Raw genomic sequence first — 17780 nt, 5'->3', positions numbered from 1 at the left:
AGGTAGGTCTTAAAACTCCAGTGAGCCGTCGATGCTCACCTGAGTACGTGCTTCAACCATCAGTTTTTTCATCGTTGCTACGGCTTCTGGCAAACCGGAATAAACCGCGCGGGCAACAATCGAGTGTCCAATATTCAGCTCTTCAATTTGCGGGATCGCGGCAATTGGCGCGACGTTGTGATAATGCAAACCATGACCTGCATTCACCTTGATTCCCAAACCGTCGGCAAACTCTGCTCCGGCCTGAATTTTGGTTAGCTCAAGCAATTGTGCTTGATCATCTTCGGCGTCCGCATAAGCGCCTGTGTGTAATTCGATATAAGGCGCTCCAACCGCTTTTGCCGCTTCAATTTGATCGGGCTCAGCATCAATAAATAATGAGACTTTAATACCAACATCGGCGAGTTGTGCCACAACCTCAGCAATACGGGCTTGATTACCAACGACGTCGAGACCGCCTTCGGTGGTCAGCTCCTCGCGTTTCTCCGGCACGACACAAACAAATTCCGGTTTAATACGGCGAGCAATAGCCACCATTTCATCGGTTGCTGCCATTTCCAGATTCATACGGGTTTTAATGGTATGAGCAAGAATTTCAACATCGCGGTCTTGGATGTGGCGACGATCTTCACGCAAATGAATGGTAATACCATCGGCACCAGCTTGCTCAGCCAAACTGGCTGCATGAACGGTATCGGGATAAACAGCTTTACGGACTTGTCGTAATGTAGCGACGTGATCGATGTTTACACCCAAGTAAATTTGTTTCACACCTTGCCTCTTTTCATTTGTAACCAAACCTGACGACTCTTCAGGGGCCGCCCTGCCAGTAACGGCTCGAGCCGCTGCCGGATTAATATTTTGGCAGCTTTTGCCACCTCAGGCAGCTGATAATCTGCCTGTTCAATATGTTGTAGATGCCAGCCTAAAATCGAGCTCGGATATTCCGTTTGCAATAACCCTTGTTGCGGATCCCATTGATAATAAGCATCTGGATCTATTTGGGCCAAATCATTCAAACCATAACCAAGATGGTTGAGTAGTTCATGCTCAAATCGGCGAAGCGTTGGCTCTAAACGTTGTTGCGGATCGGCTAAACAATCAATCGCTTGCGCGTAGTATGCAAAGACTGGCTCGGCCGCTTCCATCGGCTCTAACAAGCGGCTCACTAATTCATTCAAATAAAAGCCAGCTAAGGTTTGGTCGCCCTGCAGTTGAAATGACGCGCTAGCCGTTTCTGCCGCCTGTAACTGACCAAGTTCTGACTTGGCTTGCCAGCTCAACAGCAACGGCGTAAACGGCTGAAGAATAGCTGCTAGGGGCTGTCGCTTACGGCGCAAACCTCGAGCAACTAAACGCAACAAACCATGGTGCTGGGTTAGCACGTCGATAAGTGCCGAGTCTTCTCGATAAGGTCGCCGACTCAGCAGATAGGCGGGCTCAAGTTGTGCCCTAGTCCTCGCCATATCCTAAGCTGCGCAAGGCGCGTTCATCATCGGCCCAACCACTTTTGGTTTTCACCCAAATTTGCAAAAATACTTTTTGCTGGAACAAGTCTTCCATATCGAGGCGAGCTTCTCGGCCAATGGTTTTAAGCTTCTCTCCGCCTTTGCCAATCACCATGCGTTTTTGTGAATCGCGCTCGACCAATACCAACGCATTAAGCTCAGCAATGCCTTTTTCATTCACCACAAAACGTTCGATTTCAACGGTGACACTGTACGGCAGTTCGTCACCCGTAAACCGCATGAGCTTTTCGCGAACAATTTCGGCCGCCATAAAACGCTGAGAACGGTCGGTCACATAATCTTCTGGGAAGAAGTGCTCACACGGCGGCAGATCGGCCATAATGATTTTCATCAAGGCATCAACATTGTCACCTTTCTCTGCTGAGATCGGCATGATGTGATCGAATTCCATACGGCTTGATAGGCGCTGCAATATTGGTAACAACTGCGCCTTATCTTTAAATTGATCGGCTTTGTTAATCGCGGCAATAACTTGTACACGCTGCGGTAAGCGTTTGAGCTTTTCCACCACCATGTCATCATCATCGGTCCATTGATCGCTATCGCATAAAAAGATCACAGTTTCGATATCGGTCATGCTAGAAGACGCCGCACGATTCATTAATCGGTTAATGGCGCGCTTCTCTTCTTTGTGCAAACCCGGCGTATCAACAAACACCACCTGATCATTACCTTCGGTATAAATGCCGGTAATACGGTGACGAGTAGTTTGTGGCTTCTTCGATGTGATACTGATTTTTTGGCCGAGAATTTGATTTAACAACGTTGATTTACCAACGTTTGGCCGCCCAACGATTGCCACCATGGCGGCGCGTTGACCGTTTGCTTGCTGTTTAGTCATTGGTTAATAACCTTTGCAGCACTTGTTCGGCGGCTGCTTGCTCTGCTTTACGACGGCTAGAACCCTGTGCAATCACAGGCTCAGCGTCTTCAATGGTGCAACTAACGGTGAAGGTTTGTTTGTGCGCCTGCCCCGTGGTGTTGGTTACCAGATACGTTGGCAACGCGAGTTTGTGCGCTTGCAAATGTTCTTGTAGACGCGTTTTCGGATCTTTCTGGTTGTTGCCTGGCGATATGTTGGCTAAACGCGGTTGATACCAGCTCAGCACCATGGCTTTGGCCACATCAATACCGGCGTCTAAAAACACCGCACCGATAATAGCTTCAACCGAATCGGCGAGAATGGACTCGCGACGGAAACCGCCACTTTTAAGTTCACCCGGCCCTAGTTTGAGGTAATCGCCCAAACCAAAATCTTGCGCCAACTCGGCCAGTGTTTGACCACGAACTAAGGTTGCGCGCATGCGACTCAAATCGCCTTCATCTTGTTCAGGAAAAGCATGATAAAGGGCTTCGGCTATCACCACGCCCAGTACGGCATCGCCTAAAAATTCAAGCCGCTCATTATGTATTGCAGCAGCACTACGGTGAGTAAGCGCTTGCTCTAATAACGACGGCTCGGCGAATTGATGCCCGACTATCGTTTGTAGTCGGGTGATGTTGACGGCGTTTAACGCCATTATTCAATGCTTCCTAAACGTTCGAAGCGAACGCCTGTTGGGATCCAACCTGGCAACCAAGAGTCTTCGCTGCGTTCAAATTCAAAGCTCATCCAGATGAACACGGCTTTGCCCACCAAGTAGTCTTCCGGCACAAATCCCCAGAAACGACTATCGCGGGAATTATCGCGGTTATCACCCAGTACAAAGTATGAATTGGCTGGAACTTTCCACTCATCTGATTGAGTGCCCGGTTGAGTAAAGTATTCAGTAATGCGATCAGGAATAGCCGGGTTAACCAACAACTCATGACTCGCATCACCAAGCTGTGAGTGCCCTTGGATCAACGGGAATGGCCCTTGGAAGTATTGGCTTTTGGCCTGGCCGGTCATCTCAACCGGCGTGTAGCCAGAACACTTAGCCCCTTCACAAGCAGGTTTAACGTAAAGCTGCTTATCACGATAAATAATCGAATCACCAGGGAGTCCAACAACACGTTTGATGTAATCAACGTTCGGTGACTCGGGATACTTAAAGACGATGACGTCGCCACGTTGAGGGCGACCAGTTTCCACGAGTTCTTTGCGTAATAGTGGCTCACGGAGGCCATAGGCAAATTTTTCAACCAGAATGAAGTCGCCTTTGAGCAAGGTCGGCATCATCGAGCCTGATGGGATTTGAAACGGCTCATAAATGAATGAACGCAAGATCAGCACGAAAGCCAACACAGGGAAAACCGATACCGCGGTGTCAATCCAGCCCGGTATTTCAGTCAGCTTGGCTTTGGCATCATCGGGCAGACCCGTTTCGGTATGGGCGTCGCCGGTCGCTAAAGCTTCAGCACGCTTTTTACTCCAAACCCAACGTTCCAGCGCATAGATAATGCCGCTGAATAAAGTCAGGAAGAACAAGATCTGTGAAAAATATGTGGCCATGAATGTCCCTATTTACCGTCAACTTTAAGGATTGCCAGAAACGCTTCTTGCGGCACTTCTACATTGCCGACCTGCTTCATGCGCTTCTTACCTTCTTTCTGTTTCGCCAGTAGTTTTTTCTTACGACTGATGTCACCACCATAACATTTAGCAATCACGTTCTTACGCATTTGCTTCACCGTCGAGCGGGCAATGACGTGGTTGCCAATCGCAGCTTGAATTGCCACATCAAACATTTGACGCGGGATCAGCTCGCGCATTTTTTCCACCACTGCTCGTCCACGGCTTTGTGCGCTATCGGCATGACAGATGATTGCTAACGCATCAACCCGATCACCATTGATCAGAATATCCACTCTAACCATTTTCGCTTCTTGAAAATGTTTAAAATTGTAATCAAGTGATGCATAACCACGACTGGTTGATTTCAGTCGGTCAAAGAAATCCAAGACCACTTCGCCCATTGGAATGTCGTAATTCAATGAGACTTGGTTACCGTGGTAACTCATATTGGTTTGCACGCCCCGTTTTTCCACGCACAAAGTAATCACGTTGCCCAAATGTTCTTGTGGTACAAGAATATTGACGTCAGCAATCGGCTCTCGGATTTCCTCGATGTTGTTAATGGGTGGCAGTTTGGCTGGACTATCAACCATTTCGACAGAACCATCATTCACCACAACTTGATAAACAACCGTTGGCGCCGTGGTAATCAGTTCAAGATCGTACTCGCGCTCCAAGCGTTCTTGGATGATTTCCATATGCAGCATACCGAGGAAACCACAACGAAAACCAAAGCCCAATGCAGCTGAGCTTTCTGGTTCGTAGAACAGCGAGGCATCGTTAAGGCTTAATTTTGCCAGCGCATCTCGGAACGCTTCGTAATCATCGGAGCTAATAGGGAACAAACCTGCGTATACCTGCGGCTTCACTTTTTGGAAACCAGGCAAAGCGGTCTCACATGGATTGCGAGTCAGGGTCAGGGTATCGCCAACTGGCGCGCCCAAAATTTCTTTCATGCCACAGACAACCCAGCCAACTTCGCCGGTACGCAACACACCGGTATCGGTTTGTTTCGGCGTAAAAATACCAATGCGGTCAATACCCCAGTCTTGGCCAGTACTCTTAACGCGAATTTTATCGCCCTTTTTCAGCTCGCCGTTTTTAACGCGAACCAAGGACACAACGCCTAAGTAGGAATCAAACCACGAGTCGATGATCAAAGCCTGTGTTGCTTGCTCTTCATGGCCTTCAGGCGCAGGAATAGACTGCACAATACGCTCTAATACATCTTCAATACCAATACCAGTCTTAGCGGAACAACGCACCGCATCAATGGCGTCGATACCGACAATATCTTCGATTTCTTCGGCAACGCGATCCGGATCGGCCTGCGGCAAGTCAATCTTGTTAAGGATTGGCACCACTTCCAAATCCATTTCAATGGCGGTGTAACAGTTGGCGAGGGTTTGTGCTTCAACGCCTTGGCCGGCATCGACCACCAGCAGCGCGCCTTCACAGGCTGCTAGTGAACGCGACACTTCATAAGAAAAGTCAACGTGGCCTGGAGTATCAATGAAGTTGAGCTGGTAGGTTTCACCGTCTTTAGCCGTGTAATTCAGAGTAACCGACTGGGCTTTAATGGTGATACCCCGTTCGCGCTCCAAATCCATGGAATCCAGTACCTGTGAGGCCATTTCACGATCACTTAAACCGCCACAATGCTGAATCAAGCGATCGGAAAGCGTCGACTTACCATGATCGATGTGGGCGATGATCGAGAAATTACGAATATGCGTTTGCTTCATTGGGTCTGAACTGCCTAGCTAGAGTTAATTCTAAGGGCGGAGATTGTACTTAAAATAAGCCGTTGAGACTAGGATTGTAGGACTTTCAGCGTTAGCTGCTAACTTCTGTTGCTGTAATTGTATGGTGAAGCCGTTTAATGTGAGGTTCAAACCATTGATGAGACTGAATTTTACGATGCCACCAGCGAGCTATTGTAAAGCCCGCGACACCGGCACTCGCAGCCAGCACTACCACCCAAAGCTCATGTTGCGCGAGTAATTCCACCAATAACCATTGGCCAATACCGGCGCCAATCAAAATAGCGAGCAGTGGCACCACAAACATTAAGCCCGCTGCCGTGAGCAAACCTTGCTCAGGCAACGCCACAATAACTTGTTGGCCGATGGCGACTGGCTCATCGAATGGTAACGACAAACGGTGATAGCGATTCGACAACGCTCGGTTTACTTGCCCGTTGCCACAGTCTTTGTCAGCACATTGATCGCAGCTACTGCGCCGCAAAGCTTCCACAGTGATAGTACCCTGGTTGACCGCAACAACAGTGGCAACGGTTTCTATCACGGGGCCTTACCCGGTAATGAGCTATTGGCCACAACGGGGTGCACGCTCTCAACAATGCGAGTAATGGTTTCAATAGGTAATTTGCCAATCACAGCAACTTCAACGCCATCTTTGGCTACCGTCACCAAATGAGTCGCACCTTTACTGACGCCAGCTTGACCCGGCTTTTCATCAGCCGCAGAGCCGACATAAACAGATACAGAGCTGATGCCGTCGCTGTAGAGTTGGTAATCAACAAGGTCTTTGGTCACACCAAGGCGATGACGATCACGGCCAATCAATTCAAAACCTTCGGGCAGATACCCCGTTACCCAGCGAATTCGGCCATTACCGCTAACCTGCTGCGATTCCATCAAGGGCACCGGCGCAGGTAAATCAAGGGCTGCTAATTGTTGAACCACCGCGCTTGGTGTTTCTGAATACTGCATTGAAACAACTTGAATATGCTCCAATGGCTCACCGCTTGGGGACACAATATCGGCACGCAATAGCATGCCATGCTCGGCATCAAGCCACACCCAAATGGCGTAACGATCCGCTTCGTTCGGTTCGATTCGAATGAGTTGCGCTGAGCGTCCTAAAACCCGGTTACGGCCACCTAACACAAACTGATAGCTGCGTTTTAGAATCGATACATCGGTGATAAAGGCGCGCGGAATAGGCCCTACCGCACGTTGACCAGCAACGGAATAAGGTGGTTCATCATGCTGAAAATAAGTAACCACGCCATCGCGATGAAGGATTTCCCGCTCAGGACCATTCAAGTAATTCACGTAAACCAATGTTTCGCCATCAACAATGCCGTGTTCGATAGCGATCGGCTCAAAATGCTGTTGATTTACGCGTATCACCGAGAGTGAGTAGTTTGCCGCTTGGAACGTCTGACCCATTCGTTGTAACCAGGCTTCAGCAGTCGCCACGGTCGCGATGGTTTCTGTGGGTTCAACGATAGAAACGGTCGGCTCTTCGGGAGGCTCGGCATGAGCACCTAAAGACACCAATAAGGAAAAGAGGAAAAGCGCTGCAGCGATCATTGGCTGCAGCGAGTATTGATTATTGCTGAGGTTGTTCAGTGGTTGAACTCTTTGCATCGTGTTGATTAGCAGCTTGGGCAGTTTCTTGCGGCTGCTGAATTCTCATTTGAAGCTCATGGTCTTGGAAATATGCATTAATTCGACGTCGTTGTTCAATCAATCTTTGTCGAGTTTCTGCTTGAGACTGCATACTGGAGCTGCCAGCAGGTGTTGCATTCAAGCTCACCGGTGAGGTGCTCACGCCCATTACAGGGTTAGTGTTGAGTACAGGTAGAGGTTGTTCTTCGGATTGTTGACCGGTTTGTTGCACGCCAACAATGGCAACAGCTGCAACAGTAGCGGCAATCGCATACTGGCCCACTTGGCGGAACATACGAACCACTTTACCTGGCACCTTAACTGCTCGTTTTTCAGCAGAAGGTTTGGGCGCCAAAACAGTTGGTTCATCGGCAATGGCAGCTGAGACCTGAGCAGTAAAATCTGCTGAGAGAATGGTAACATCATCACCACGAATGGCATCACTTACGGTGTGGTGACGTGCCCATTGCTGTTGAAGCTCTGGATCATCCAGAAGTGCATCAATCATCTTGTCGTCTAGCTGTTCATCAACCAGAGCAGATACCCGTTCGAACTTGTCAGTCATACTAAACACCGTGCCTTTTGAGGCTTATATCTATTAGCGCTGAATAAGCGGTTGCAGCCGCTTGTCAATTGTTTCTCTCGCTCGGAATATTCGTGATCGTACTGTCCCAACAGGACAATCCATCACGCCGGCGATCTCTTCGTAACTCATACCTTCAAGCTCACGCAACGTAATTGCTGTGCGCAGATCATCGGGCAGGTTTTCAATAGCTTCGAACAACACTTGTCTGATTTCATCGGATAAAGCTTCACGTTCTGGTGTTGCCACCTCATGTAAAACTTCGCCACCTTCGTAAAACTCAGCATCCTGAGCATCAACATCGGCAGCTGGCGGACGACGCCCCTGCGAAACCAAATAGTTCTTCGCGCTATTTACTGCGATTCGGTACAGCCAAGTATAAAAAGCACTTTCACCACGGAAATTACCTAATGCTCGGTACGCTTTGATGAAAGCTTCTTGCGCCACATCTTGAACCTCAGCTGGGTTCTTTACGTATCGAGAAATAAGGTTTGCCACTTTATGCTGGTACTTTTGCACCAACAAATCGAAAGCTCGCTTATCACCTTGCTGCACGCGTTCGACCAACTTCTGGTCGATACTCTGCTCGCTCATTCGAGCCGATTCTCCTATGCAATCCGATTACTGCAACTTCGCCGGCTCGTGTGGCGATACAAGTCAGACCCACGAGTTTGAGAAAAGTTCGGATAAAAATTAAAAAAAATATGACTTCAAATATGAGAGTTGTGTAATGGGAAGCCAACTTCCGCTAACATAACAAGGACTAATACCTGTCGCCAGTAACTTGATGAAACAATCCGCTGATTATACCTGTGATGTACTCATTATCGGAAGCGGTGCTGCAGGCCTTACTGCAGCGCTACGGCTCGCCAACGATGCCAAAGTGCTCGTACTAAGTAAAGGCCCGTTGACCGAAGGTGCCACCTATTATGCCCAAGGTGGGATCGCTGCAGTGTTTGATGAGACCGATAGTATCTCTTCCCACGTTGCCGATACGTTGGATGCCGGCGCAGACTTATGTGACGAAGAGGCGGTACTCTACACTGCTTCTCGCGCTCGCCAAAGTATTCAGTTCCTGATTGACAAAGGCGTGCCGTTTGATACCGAACGCGATGACAACGGCCAGCTTCGTTATCATCTCACTCGAGAGGGTGGCCACAGCCACCGGCGAATTCTTCATGCCGCCGACGCGACCGGCAAAGCCGTACAAACGACCTTGGTCGATGCAGTGCGCGCTCACAGTAACATTACTTTGCTCGAACGCTATAACGCAGTTGATCTCATTACCGGCCATAAACTTGGCCTGGATGAAAATAAAGTACACGGTGCCTACATTTGGAACCGAGACAAAGAGCATGTCGAAACCATCCGTGCTCGCTTTGTGATTTTAGCAACCGGCGGCGCATCGAAGGTATACCAGTACACAAGTAATCCAGACGTGGCATCAGGCGATGGTATCGCCATGGCATGGCGCGCGGGTTGTCGCGTGGCGAACATGGAATTCAATCAATTCCACCCCACCTGCTTGTTTCACCCTGAAGCCCGTAACTACTTGCTGACCGAAGCGCTGCGAGGTGAAGGCGCTCATCTTAAATTGCCAAGTGGTGAACGCTTCATGCATCGCTTTGATGAGCGTTTAGAGCTTGCTCCTCGCGATATTGTGGCTCGTGCCATTGACTATGAAATGAAGCGACTCGGCGCTGACTGTGTCTACTTGGATATTTCCCACAAGCCAGCAGACTTCGTCAAAAGCCACTTCCCAACCATTTACGAAAAATTAAAATCACTGGGCATCGACATTACGTCTCAATCCATTCCAGTTGTGCCCGCAGCACACTACACATGTGGTGGCGTTATGGTCGACTTCGATGGTCGTACCGACTTAGAAGGGCTTTATGCCATTGGTGAAGTTAGCTACACCGGCTTGCACGGCGCCAACCGTATGGCAAGTAATTCGTTGCTGGAATGTGTCGTGTTTGCGGAAGCTGCGGCTCAACATATCACCCAACAATTAACCACCCCGTGTGCACTTGTTGATATTCCTAACTGGGATGACAGCCAAGTTTCTGACTCTGACGAAGAAGTTGTGATTCAGCATAACTGGCATGAACTACGCCTATTTATGTGGGATTACGTTGGTATTGTTCGTTCCGACAAGCGATTACAGCGAGCGTTGCGACGCATTCGATTATTGCAGCAAGAAGTTTATGAGTACTACTCGCATTTTAAAGTGAGTAATAACTTACTCGAGCTGAGAAACTTGCTGCAAGTGGCGGAATTGATTGTGCTATGCGCCATTGAGCGAAAAGAAAGTCGAGGCTTGCACTTTACGTTGGATCACTTGGAGCGATTAGAGAACAGTGCCCCAACCATTCTTAAGCCGGAGCCGATCAAACCCTCTCCACCATCACTCTAACGAGCCATGCTTTTGCCCTACCAGCTGGTGTCTTCGTTGAAGCAATGAGGCACTGAGCTGGCGAAAGTCATCTGGGCCTACTGCATCTCGCATAATGAGCAATTGACGGCGGCGCCCATCATGCTCAAGGCAAATAAGAATTGCCAGATCGCTCAATAGCAAAGGAAGTTGCACTTCCCCATGCAAATTTTCTTCAGTGTATTGAACCGTCACCTGACCATCTTGGGAAAGTAACAAGTAGCCTTCGAGCCGACGGGCTTTCCGAATAAGTAAAGCGCACAGCCACAATATCGACGGGATCAATATGATGGCAGCCCAACCGTGTGTCCAAGCCCCATAGCGATAGACCACGGCCAAGATTGCGAGTAGCGCTAAAGTCATCGACATCACTGCCAATTGCGCCACCCGAGAGGGTTTGAAATTAGCGGAGCAAGCTGCGGTTGTAGTCGACAATACGCTTTACCATAGCGGCTAAAGCCGCATCTTCGCAGCTTTCATGCCCCATAATCCAAGCAAACAACTCAGGATCATCACAGGCCAATAGGCGCTCAAAATCTTGCTGACATTGTGGCGTCAAGTTGGCGAACTCATTGTCGAAAAAGGGTTCTAGAATCACGTCCAACTCCAGCATGCCGCGACGGCAGCCCCACCGTAAACGCGCCATATTGGCATCTTGAGCAGTCATGTTTAGCCTCTCTATTCAATTCATTAAAGGCTATCATAACAGTGGAAGGGAGCTGACCCAATATCCCTATTGGCTCTTGAAATTTGTGTCGGCCGCCCTCATTTTATTCTCTATAGATAATTTTGGATTTGCCCGCTATGCCCAAGCCATACCGCCTTTCTCAACTCGGAGTGATACAGGTCACCGGAGATGATCAACGCAGCTACCTGCAAGGTCAGTTAACCTGTGATATGAGCCAACTTGATCAACAGCATTGGTTGGCGGGTTGCCACTGCGATGCAAAAGGCAAAATGTGGAGTAATTTCATATTGCTGCAAGCGGATGAAGGCTTATTCATGGTCATGCATCGTGCGGTATTGCCTGCTAGCTTAGCTGCCCTGCAGAAGTTTGGCGTATTCGCCAAGGTCGATATCACTGACGTATCGGCGGATATCGCAGTCTATGGTCAGCTCACTGCTGATGTTCAGTATCCTGCCTTAGCAACGGCCACGTTGCCCTTTGGCCAGTTATGGCTAGCGAACAATGACCTTGATGCGGATAGCGATGACAGCCCTTGGCAAATAGCACAAATCCAAGCGGGCTGGCCCCTGCTCTGCGATTCTGAGCACGTGGGTGAATTAGTGCCACAAATGCTAAACCAAGCCGCGATTGGCGCAGTCAGCTTTAAGAAAGGTTGTTATATCGGCCAAGAAACAGTCGCCAGAATGCAGTATTTGGGAAAACAAAAGCGCGCGACCTTTTACCTGACAGCAACTGCGGCAGAAGAATTCCACATTAGCGGCAACAATCAGTTAGAGATCAGTCGCAATGGGAACTGGCGTAAAGCGGGCACATTGCTCAATAGCGTGTTAGATCAAGATGGCAAGTTGCACACGCTTGCGGTACTGGCAAGTGATGCGAGCAATGAAGAAAGCTACCGGCTGGTCGATGAAACAGAAGCAAGCATTGCGTTAAGCCTGCAACCGTTACCTTATGAGCCGATGCCTAGCAGCGACTAATATTCACTTCTCGATTAGTCGCAGGTCGTATCTTGATCTGCGACGTTTACCAGCTCAGACACGATTAAGGTTTCCACCTCACTGCCCTCTTCCATGCCCGGTAGAACCTTAAGCTTTCCAGCAACCGTCATATGCAATGGCTCACCAGGGCCGGCTCTGTTCTGCATATAAGCTTGCTCTAGGCGCAGTCCGCCTTGGTCTTGAGCAACGGGCCATCGCTTACCTGTGACACATTCCTGAAATACAGCCGCATCCGCCATATACCGATAATCACCGATGAGCTGAATAGCCAAATCAAGTGATGGCATTGGCGCATCGAGTAATAACGGTGGCGCGGGCAACTTTGCACTGCCAGCAGCTAAAAGTGGCTCTAAACCATTTTGATGACGACGAAACCAATAAGACTGACCATCTGAAGCCGTTAACGTCAGTACTGGCCCCTGCTGCTTCCAACCACCAAACGAGGCATGCTTGCCCGCAGAATCTAACATCAAGAAGGTATTGTCAGCCTCCAAACCTAGATGTACTGGGCCATTTGGGCAATCAGCACAAACAAGCTCGCCATAAAAGGTTTGTTGTGAGCGCTCATTAAGTGTTGGTTTACGCCGCTGTACAGGTTCAACTTCCACTTGAACCGAGCCGGACTGCATTGGCTCAACGCCATAGTGACGGGTACTCGTGAACAGCAGCTTGTCATCAACATGGATGCTTGCGCGAATCGAATAACGATGCCCAGCTTCAACTTGAGATTTCATTAAAGCTAGCTTGAATGGTACGGGGACTTGCTTGCCATTCAGCGCTACAGCATAACTTGCCATTTGCTTGGCGGGCGCATCGGCTAGAGACACATCGTTGAGCACCACGGTTAGCATCGCACGCGGTGATAGTGCCATTCGCTGATGGTAAGTTACGTCGCCACTGATCACTGCAAGTTGTTCGTCAGCGCGCGCAAACTCGCCAGCCATGCGACCATCACCAACCAACGTAAATTGAGCTTGGGAAAACGATTGAATGTCGTATTCGACAATATGGGTTTCGGACTGGAGCGTAGAGTCTGTGATGAGAATTAAGCGTTGCGATTGGGCATCATATTGCCAACGCTCGCCTTGCTCATTGGCAATTCCCACCAGACTCAAATCGCCGTCGGGATGAAGCACCACTCCCTGTTGGTGACCATCTTGCGTTTGCAACCAAGCTCCGCTGAGCTCAGCATGTGTTGGTGGTGAAGGCTGGCAGCCAACGATGGTCACCATCACTCCAATAAGCACGGCAAATAACCTACAACCCAACATCACTACTCCTTGTAGACCAGCTAACGTTAGCCGCCCAACTTAATCCGTTTTAACATCGCCGAAGATACAATGTTTAGCATAGTCGCCAGCTTCCGTTGCAGACCATTCAGATTTATCTTTTTTTTCAAGCTGCTGGCACCAAGCTTGACTACCAACTTCAGCACTACATGCCTGTAGAAGAACAGCCGCAAACACAGCGGCGCCCATTTTAATAATGCGCACAATCAAATCCTTTAATAGTTTTCGGGAACAACATGAATAATCGAATGCGACTGCAAATTCAACAGTCAACATTCGATAAGAAGGAAAAGATTACCAATTGAGGGTTAACGTCTGATCGACGTAATTGACAATACCTTGATGTTTAACCAAAAAATCAGTGCCTAAAATTCCCACTACCGGCTCGTTGGCCGTAATACGGCGGATATGGTGTAAGTCGGTCGTATAAAACTCTGGTGTTGGAAAGACCGCCATGCCGATTTCGAGATCAACCACATCAAGATTACGCATGGTCTGTCGTTTAGTCCCCAAACCTGCCAATTTGATATTGTTGCGCGATGAACTTATTTCGAGGCCAAGCGCTCGGGCCGTGCGTTTATCAAGCAGGGAGATACCGGCTGCAGTATCAATTAATAAAGCGCTTGGCTGCATGCCATTAAACGACACTTCAATAATTAAATGGCCGCTATCAGCAAACGAGAACGGCACAATCACTTGTTGATCTGCTCGTTCATCAATTTGAGTTAGTGGATCTAGCTGCTCAGCATTAGCGCTTCCTGCGAGTATCAACATCCATAGTGGCACCAGCAACCAAGTTAACTTGGTCATGGTTCACCTCCGAATTTGGCTCAAACAAAATTTCCCAACGGGAACTTATTAATAATTATGTCATATGGATGTAATAGTGCAGGTTCGGCGGCGGGGTTTCTCGATCTGAATCAATAGAGTTGGGATCTAGCGCAAGCAAGGCTCACAGAAAAGCAAAAAGCCAGACAATAGTCTGGCTTTTAACGTTCTTGGGGGTGCCGTTACTGAGTGGTTACTGGCGTAATGCTCGCTCACCACGTGCAATACCCGCAACACCTGTTCGAACAATCTCGACAATCTCGGTGGTATCACGAACCGCGGCGATGAATGCATCTAGCTTATCGCTTGGGCCAGTCAGCTGAACCGTATACAACGAGTTGGTGACGTCAACCACCTGCCCGCGAAAGATGTCCACCGTACGTTTGACTTCTTCTCGCGTCGCATTGCCATTCGCCCGTAACTTGGCCAACATCAATTCACGTTCAACATGGGCACCTTCAGACAGGTCTGCCACCTTCAACACGTCAACGAGTTTGTTAACTTGCTTGGTGATTTGCTCAATAACCTGATCGTCGCCCATTGTCGTAATCGTAATACGTGACAAGGTTTCATCATCAGTGGGCGCAACCGTTAGTGATTCAATGTTGTAGCCGCGTTGAGAAAACAAGCCAACGATACGAGACAAAGCGCCGGGCTCATTTTCTAGCAAAATCGATAGAATTCGTCTCATGAGGTGCGCTCCGTTTTCGAAAGCCACATATCATCCATGGCGCCAAACTTAATTTGCATTGGATAGACGTGCTCAGCTGGGTCAATCCGGATATCCATAAAGACTAGCCTGTCTTTCATTGCAAATGCATCGGTCATGGCTTGCTCTAGTTCGGCCGGATCATCCACCCGCATACCGACATGGCCATAAGCCTCTGCCAATTTCACAAAATCAGGCATCGACTCCATGTATGAATGAGAACGACGGCCAGAGTAGAACATTTCCTGCCACTGTTTCACCATGCCCAGCGCCGCATTATTCAATGAAATAATTTTCACTGGAATGTTGTATTGCAAACAGGTGGATAGCTCTTGAATGTTCATCTGAATTGAACCATCACCGGTAATCACTGCCACTTGCGCATCAGGAAAAGCAGTTTTTACCCCCATGGCGGCCGGAAAGCCAAAGCCCATGGTGCCGAGACCGCCAGAGTTAATCCATTGGCGAGTCTTCTTAAACGGATAGTACAAGGCTGCAAACATCTGATGCTGACCAACATCGGAGCAAACGTACGCTTCGCCTTTAGTCACTTTATATAGTGTTTCAACCGCGAACTGAGGTTTGATTTTGTCGGTCGACGGCTCGTAACTCAGGCATTTGCGAGAACGCCACTCGTTAATGGTTTGCCACCACTCAGCTAATGCTTGCTGATCGAGTTGTTCTTTTGACTCTTCGATCTGCTGCATCATTTGTTCGAGTACGGTATCGATAGCACCAACAATCGGAATATGGGCCGATACAGTTTTAGAAATACTCGTTGGGTCGATATCAACGTGAATAATTTGTGCATCGGGGCAAAATTTAGTGACGTTGTTGGTCACGCGATCATCAAAACGCGCCCCCAATGCCACAATGACATCAGACTTATGCATGCTCATGTTTGCTTCATAAGTACCATGCATACCCAGCATGCCAAGGAATTGCTCATGCTCACCGGAAATCGCACCTAACCCCATCAACGTATTGGTGATTGGCAGGTTGAGTTTTTCAACGAAATCGGTGACCAATTGCTGAGCTTCAGACGCCACTGCGCCGCCGCCCACGTATACTACCGGCTTCTTTGCCGCCATGATGGCCGATACCGCTTTTTTGATCTGCCGAGAATGGCCCCGAGTTGTCGGGTTGTACGAGCGCATATTGACAGTTTCCGGAAATTTATACGGAAACTTCAACTGAGGATTTTGGACGTCTTTTGGCAAATCAACCACGACCGGCCCAGGACGACCTGTCGAGGCAATATAGAAAGCTTTGCGAATGGCTTCAGGAATGTCTTCGGCATGTTTGACCAAGAAACTATGTTTTACGATGGGTCGGGAACAACCAATCATATCGGTTTCTTGGAATGCGTCATTACCGATCAGGCTAGTTGGTACCTGACCCGACAACACGACCATTGGAATAGAATCCATATAAGCTGTGGCAATACCAGTAATTGTATTGGTCGCGCCAGGACCGGAAGTCACTAGACAAGCACCGACTTCGCCGGTTGAGCGCGCATAGCCATCGGCCATATGGACCGCAGCTTGTTCATGGCGCACTAGAATATGTTCGATGTCACTGTGCTGAAACAGGGCATCGTAAATGTCCAACACAGAACCACCAGGGTAGCCGAAAAGGTGTTTTACACCGAGATCGGTAAGGGTTCTTACCACCATCTCGGCGCCAGATAATTGTTCCACGCGAGGGCCTCTTAACTATTATTTTTAAAATTTGACACCTTGGTATTGTCAACCCCAATTTAAAACAAATTTTAAATTAAAAGGTAAAGCTGACGTTACAGCGCAAGAGTGCAGTAAATAAGGGGTTAAAGTCAATCAGTTTCAATCTTATCCGTTAGAAAACTGTCTAAAATAAAAGCCTCTGGCTTCGTGTTTAAAATGCCTTAAACCAACGACCAATCTTAATACTGGCGCACATTAACAAAACCGCAATGGCTGGTCTTATCTGCGAATCACACCATTGAGTGGTATAAACTGCCGCTATTTTAATCACAGAGCATTCAAACGGCCATTTTAGTTGGTCATGTTGTGGAACAAAGTCATGGTTTTAGAAACTTTCTACCAATGCCAACAAGGCACCGTCACAATTACTGCAGAGCAAGCATCTCGTTTTGCCAAGCGCGTGGCGGGTGATTTCAACCCCATCCATGACGCTGATGCCAAACGTTTCTGTGTGCCTGGCGATTTGTTATTTGCCGTTGTTCTTAAAGAATACGGCATTCAGCAAACAATGGATTTTAAATTTGAAGGGATGCTCAGCGCCGATCGCACCATTTCCTTACCCGATGCCAGCTTAAATCAATTTTCCATCCAAGACGTTGAATCGGATAAGACCTACCTGCAAGTCAGCCGCGCTGGTGCTAACCGCGCCTACGATGACAGTGTAGAAGCCCTGATCCGAAATTATGTTTCGTTTTCTGGGCAGAACTTCCCGTACATTTTGGTGCCTTTAATGGAGCGCCACGATGTGATGATCAACCCTGCTCGCCCATTGGTGATGTATGAAAGCATGTCTCTCACATTAGAGACCTTGGACTTCGAACAGCCAGAACTCAGCCTCGCTAGCACTGAGCTTGACGTGAATGGCAAGCGTGGCGATGCCTACTTAAATTTTGAGATTCACGATCAAGGCAAGCTCATTGGCCAAGGCCGCAAGAAAATGGTGCTAAGTGGCTTGAGGCCGTTCTGCTCAGAACAAATGGCCGCGATGGAGCAAGCGTATTTAGAACGAAAAGAGAATGTTGGCGCCGCCTAAGTTTTGCAATGATAGCTGGCACCAATGCTTC

The 17780-nt window shown here is 48.6% G+C and carries 20 protein-coding genes; 3 read left to right on the top strand and 17 right to left on the bottom strand.

What is annotated here, in order from left to right:
- Positions 1-9: 9 nt before the first annotated feature.
- The 10 genes from pdxJ to rpoE all read right to left on the bottom strand — a co-directional run bounded on the left by pdxJ (position 10) and on the right by rpoE (position 8622).
- The gene (pdxJ, locus tag K0504_RS00920; RefSeq protein ID WP_220102260.1) at positions 10-771 is read right to left on the bottom strand and encodes a pyridoxine 5'-phosphate synthase; all 762 of its coding nucleotides are present in this window, start codon (positions 769-771) and stop codon (positions 10-12) included.
- Positions 768-1466 (bottom strand): DNA repair protein RecO, encoded by a 699-nt coding sequence (recO, locus tag K0504_RS00915; RefSeq protein WP_220102259.1) that lies wholly within the window; start codon positions 1464-1466, stop codon positions 768-770. The genes pdxJ and recO overlap by 4 nt, the downstream gene beginning before the upstream one ends.
- On the bottom strand, positions 1453-2370 hold the full coding sequence (era, locus tag K0504_RS00910) for a GTPase Era (RefSeq protein WP_220102258.1): 918 nt from the start codon (positions 2368-2370) through the stop codon (positions 1453-1455). The genes recO and era overlap by 14 nt, the downstream gene beginning before the upstream one ends.
- A complete protein-coding gene (gene rnc, locus K0504_RS00905; RefSeq protein ID WP_220102257.1) occupies positions 2363-3049 on the bottom strand; it encodes a ribonuclease III in 687 nt (228 codons plus the stop codon). Before rnc ends, era begins: the two co-directional genes overlap by 8 nt.
- Positions 3049-3963: a signal peptidase I gene (lepB, locus tag K0504_RS00900; protein WP_220102256.1), complete on the bottom strand. Its 915-nt coding sequence runs from the start codon at positions 3961-3963 to the stop codon at positions 3049-3051. The genes rnc and lepB overlap by 1 nt, the downstream gene beginning before the upstream one ends.
- Positions 3964-3971: 8 nt before the next feature.
- A complete protein-coding gene (lepA, locus tag K0504_RS00895) occupies positions 3972-5771 on the bottom strand; it encodes a translation elongation factor 4 (protein ID WP_220102255.1) in 1800 nt (599 codons plus the stop codon).
- 91 nt (positions 5772-5862) lie between these two features.
- Entirely contained in the window at positions 5863-6333 is a 471-nt protein-coding gene (locus K0504_RS00890; RefSeq protein WP_220102254.1) for a SoxR reducing system RseC family protein, read from the bottom strand.
- Complete coding sequence (locus K0504_RS00885) at positions 6330-7424, bottom strand: MucB/RseB C-terminal domain-containing protein (RefSeq protein WP_220102253.1); 1095 nt, start codon at positions 7422-7424, stop codon at positions 6330-6332. The genes K0504_RS00890 and K0504_RS00885 overlap by 4 nt, the downstream gene beginning before the upstream one ends.
- A complete protein-coding gene (locus K0504_RS00880) occupies positions 7387-8010 on the bottom strand; it encodes a sigma-E factor negative regulatory protein (RefSeq protein ID WP_220102252.1) in 624 nt (207 codons plus the stop codon). Before K0504_RS00880 ends, K0504_RS00885 begins: the two co-directional genes overlap by 38 nt.
- Positions 8011-8043: 33 nt before the next feature.
- Positions 8044-8622: an RNA polymerase sigma factor RpoE gene (rpoE, locus tag K0504_RS00875; protein ID WP_220102251.1), complete on the bottom strand. Its 579-nt coding sequence runs from the start codon at positions 8620-8622 to the stop codon at positions 8044-8046.
- A 193-nt stretch (positions 8623-8815) separates the two neighbouring features.
- On the opposite strand from rpoE, the gene nadB reads away from it, so the two are divergent.
- Complete coding sequence (gene nadB, locus K0504_RS00870) at positions 8816-10444, top strand: L-aspartate oxidase (RefSeq protein WP_220102250.1); 1629 nt, start codon at positions 8816-8818, stop codon at positions 10442-10444.
- Here nadB and K0504_RS00865 read toward each other — a convergent pair.
- Complete coding sequence (locus K0504_RS00865; protein WP_220102249.1) at positions 10436-10897, bottom strand: protein YgfX; 462 nt, start codon at positions 10895-10897, stop codon at positions 10436-10438. The two genes, nadB and K0504_RS00865, sit on opposite strands and share 9 nt — an antisense overlap.
- Positions 10866-11129: an FAD assembly factor SdhE gene (locus K0504_RS00860; RefSeq protein WP_220102248.1), complete on the bottom strand. Its 264-nt coding sequence runs from the start codon at positions 11127-11129 to the stop codon at positions 10866-10868. Before K0504_RS00860 ends, K0504_RS00865 begins: the two co-directional genes overlap by 32 nt.
- 137 nt (positions 11130-11266) lie before the next feature.
- Here K0504_RS00860 and ygfZ point away from each other — a divergent pair, with 137 nt between their 5' ends.
- Positions 11267-12127, top strand: coding sequence for a CAF17-like 4Fe-4S cluster assembly/insertion protein YgfZ (ygfZ, locus tag K0504_RS00855; RefSeq protein ID WP_220102247.1), 861 nt, complete (start codon positions 11267-11269; stop codon positions 12125-12127).
- A gap of 14 nt (positions 12128-12141) precedes the next feature.
- Here ygfZ and K0504_RS00850 read toward each other — a convergent pair whose 3' ends face one another.
- From K0504_RS00850 to K0504_RS00830, 5 genes are all read right to left on the bottom strand, one after another.
- Positions 12142-13419: a YbaY family lipoprotein gene (locus K0504_RS00850; protein ID WP_220102246.1), complete on the bottom strand. Its 1278-nt coding sequence runs from the start codon at positions 13417-13419 to the stop codon at positions 12142-12144.
- 39 nt (positions 13420-13458) lie between these two features.
- Positions 13459-13641: a DUF3012 domain-containing protein gene (locus K0504_RS00845; protein ID WP_318837904.1), complete on the bottom strand. Its 183-nt coding sequence runs from the start codon at positions 13639-13641 to the stop codon at positions 13459-13461.
- A 90-nt stretch (positions 13642-13731) separates the two neighbouring features.
- Complete coding sequence (locus tag K0504_RS00840; protein WP_220102245.1) at positions 13732-14247, bottom strand: retropepsin-like aspartic protease; 516 nt, start codon at positions 14245-14247, stop codon at positions 13732-13734.
- Between the two features lie 211 nt (positions 14248-14458).
- Positions 14459-14956, bottom strand: a complete 498-nt coding sequence (gene ilvN / locus K0504_RS00835; protein ID WP_220102244.1) for an acetolactate synthase small subunit — start codon at positions 14954-14956, stop codon at positions 14459-14461.
- The gene (locus K0504_RS00830; protein WP_220102243.1) at positions 14953-16674 is read right to left on the bottom strand and encodes an acetolactate synthase 3 large subunit; all 1722 of its coding nucleotides are present in this window, start codon (positions 16672-16674) and stop codon (positions 14953-14955) included. The genes ilvN and K0504_RS00830 overlap by 4 nt, the downstream gene beginning before the upstream one ends.
- A gap of 361 nt (positions 16675-17035) precedes the next feature.
- On the opposite strand from K0504_RS00830, the gene K0504_RS00825 reads away from it, so the two are divergent.
- Complete coding sequence (locus tag K0504_RS00825; protein WP_220102242.1) at positions 17036-17749, top strand: DUF3581 domain-containing protein; 714 nt, start codon at positions 17036-17038, stop codon at positions 17747-17749.
- Positions 17750-17780 lie beyond the last annotated feature (31 nt).

This window comes from Neiella holothuriorum (assembly GCF_019457915.1).
In the GTDB taxonomy this organism is placed as follows: Bacteria; Pseudomonadota; Gammaproteobacteria; order Enterobacterales; family Neiellaceae; genus Neiella; species Neiella holothuriorum.
The sequence above is the reverse complement of the archived record's forward strand: the minus strand, read 5'-3'. Positions and strand labels throughout refer to the sequence as shown.

What these genes read in the sequence shown, in the direction of transcription:
- recO (WP_220102259.1), bottom strand. Translation starts at nt 1,466, where the DNA reads ATGGCGAGGACTAGGGCACAACTTGAGCCCGCCTATCTGCTGAGTCGG.
- era (WP_220102258.1), bottom strand. Translation starts at nt 2,370, where the DNA reads ATGACTAAACAGCAAGCAAACGGTCAACGCGCCGCCATGGTGGCAATC.
- rnc (WP_220102257.1), bottom strand. Translation starts at nt 3,049, where the DNA reads ATGGCGTTAAACGCCGTCAACATCACCCGACTACAAACGATAGTCGGG.
- lepB (WP_220102256.1), bottom strand. Translation starts at nt 3,963, where the DNA reads ATGGCCACATATTTTTCACAGATCTTGTTCTTCCTGACTTTATTCAGC.
- lepA (WP_220102255.1), bottom strand. Translation starts at nt 5,771, where the DNA reads ATGAAGCAAACGCATATTCGTAATTTCTCGATCATCGCCCACATCGAT.
- K0504_RS00885 (WP_220102253.1), bottom strand. Translation starts at nt 7,424, where the DNA reads ATGCAAAGAGTTCAACCACTGAACAACCTCAGCAATAATCAATACTCG.
- K0504_RS00880 (WP_220102252.1), bottom strand. Translation starts at nt 8,010, where the DNA reads ATGACTGACAAGTTCGAACGGGTATCTGCTCTGGTTGATGAACAGCTA.
- rpoE (WP_220102251.1), bottom strand. Translation starts at nt 8,622, where the DNA reads ATGAGCGAGCAGAGTATCGACCAGAAGTTGGTCGAACGCGTGCAGCAA.
- nadB (WP_220102250.1), top strand. Translation starts at nt 8,816, where the DNA reads ATGAAACAATCCGCTGATTATACCTGTGATGTACTCATTATCGGAAGC.
- K0504_RS00860 (WP_220102248.1), bottom strand. Translation starts at nt 11,129, where the DNA reads ATGACTGCTCAAGATGCCAATATGGCGCGTTTACGGTGGGGCTGCCGT.
- ygfZ (WP_220102247.1), top strand. Translation starts at nt 11,267, where the DNA reads ATGCCCAAGCCATACCGCCTTTCTCAACTCGGAGTGATACAGGTCACC.
- K0504_RS00850 (WP_220102246.1), bottom strand. Translation starts at nt 13,419, where the DNA reads ATGTTGGGTTGTAGGTTATTTGCCGTGCTTATTGGAGTGATGGTGACC.
- K0504_RS00840 (WP_220102245.1), bottom strand. Translation starts at nt 14,247, where the DNA reads ATGACCAAGTTAACTTGGTTGCTGGTGCCACTATGGATGTTGATACTC.
- ilvN (WP_220102244.1), bottom strand. Translation starts at nt 14,956, where the DNA reads ATGAGACGAATTCTATCGATTTTGCTAGAAAATGAGCCCGGCGCTTTG.
- K0504_RS00825 (WP_220102242.1), top strand. Translation starts at nt 17,036, where the DNA reads ATGGTTTTAGAAACTTTCTACCAATGCCAACAAGGCACCGTCACAATT.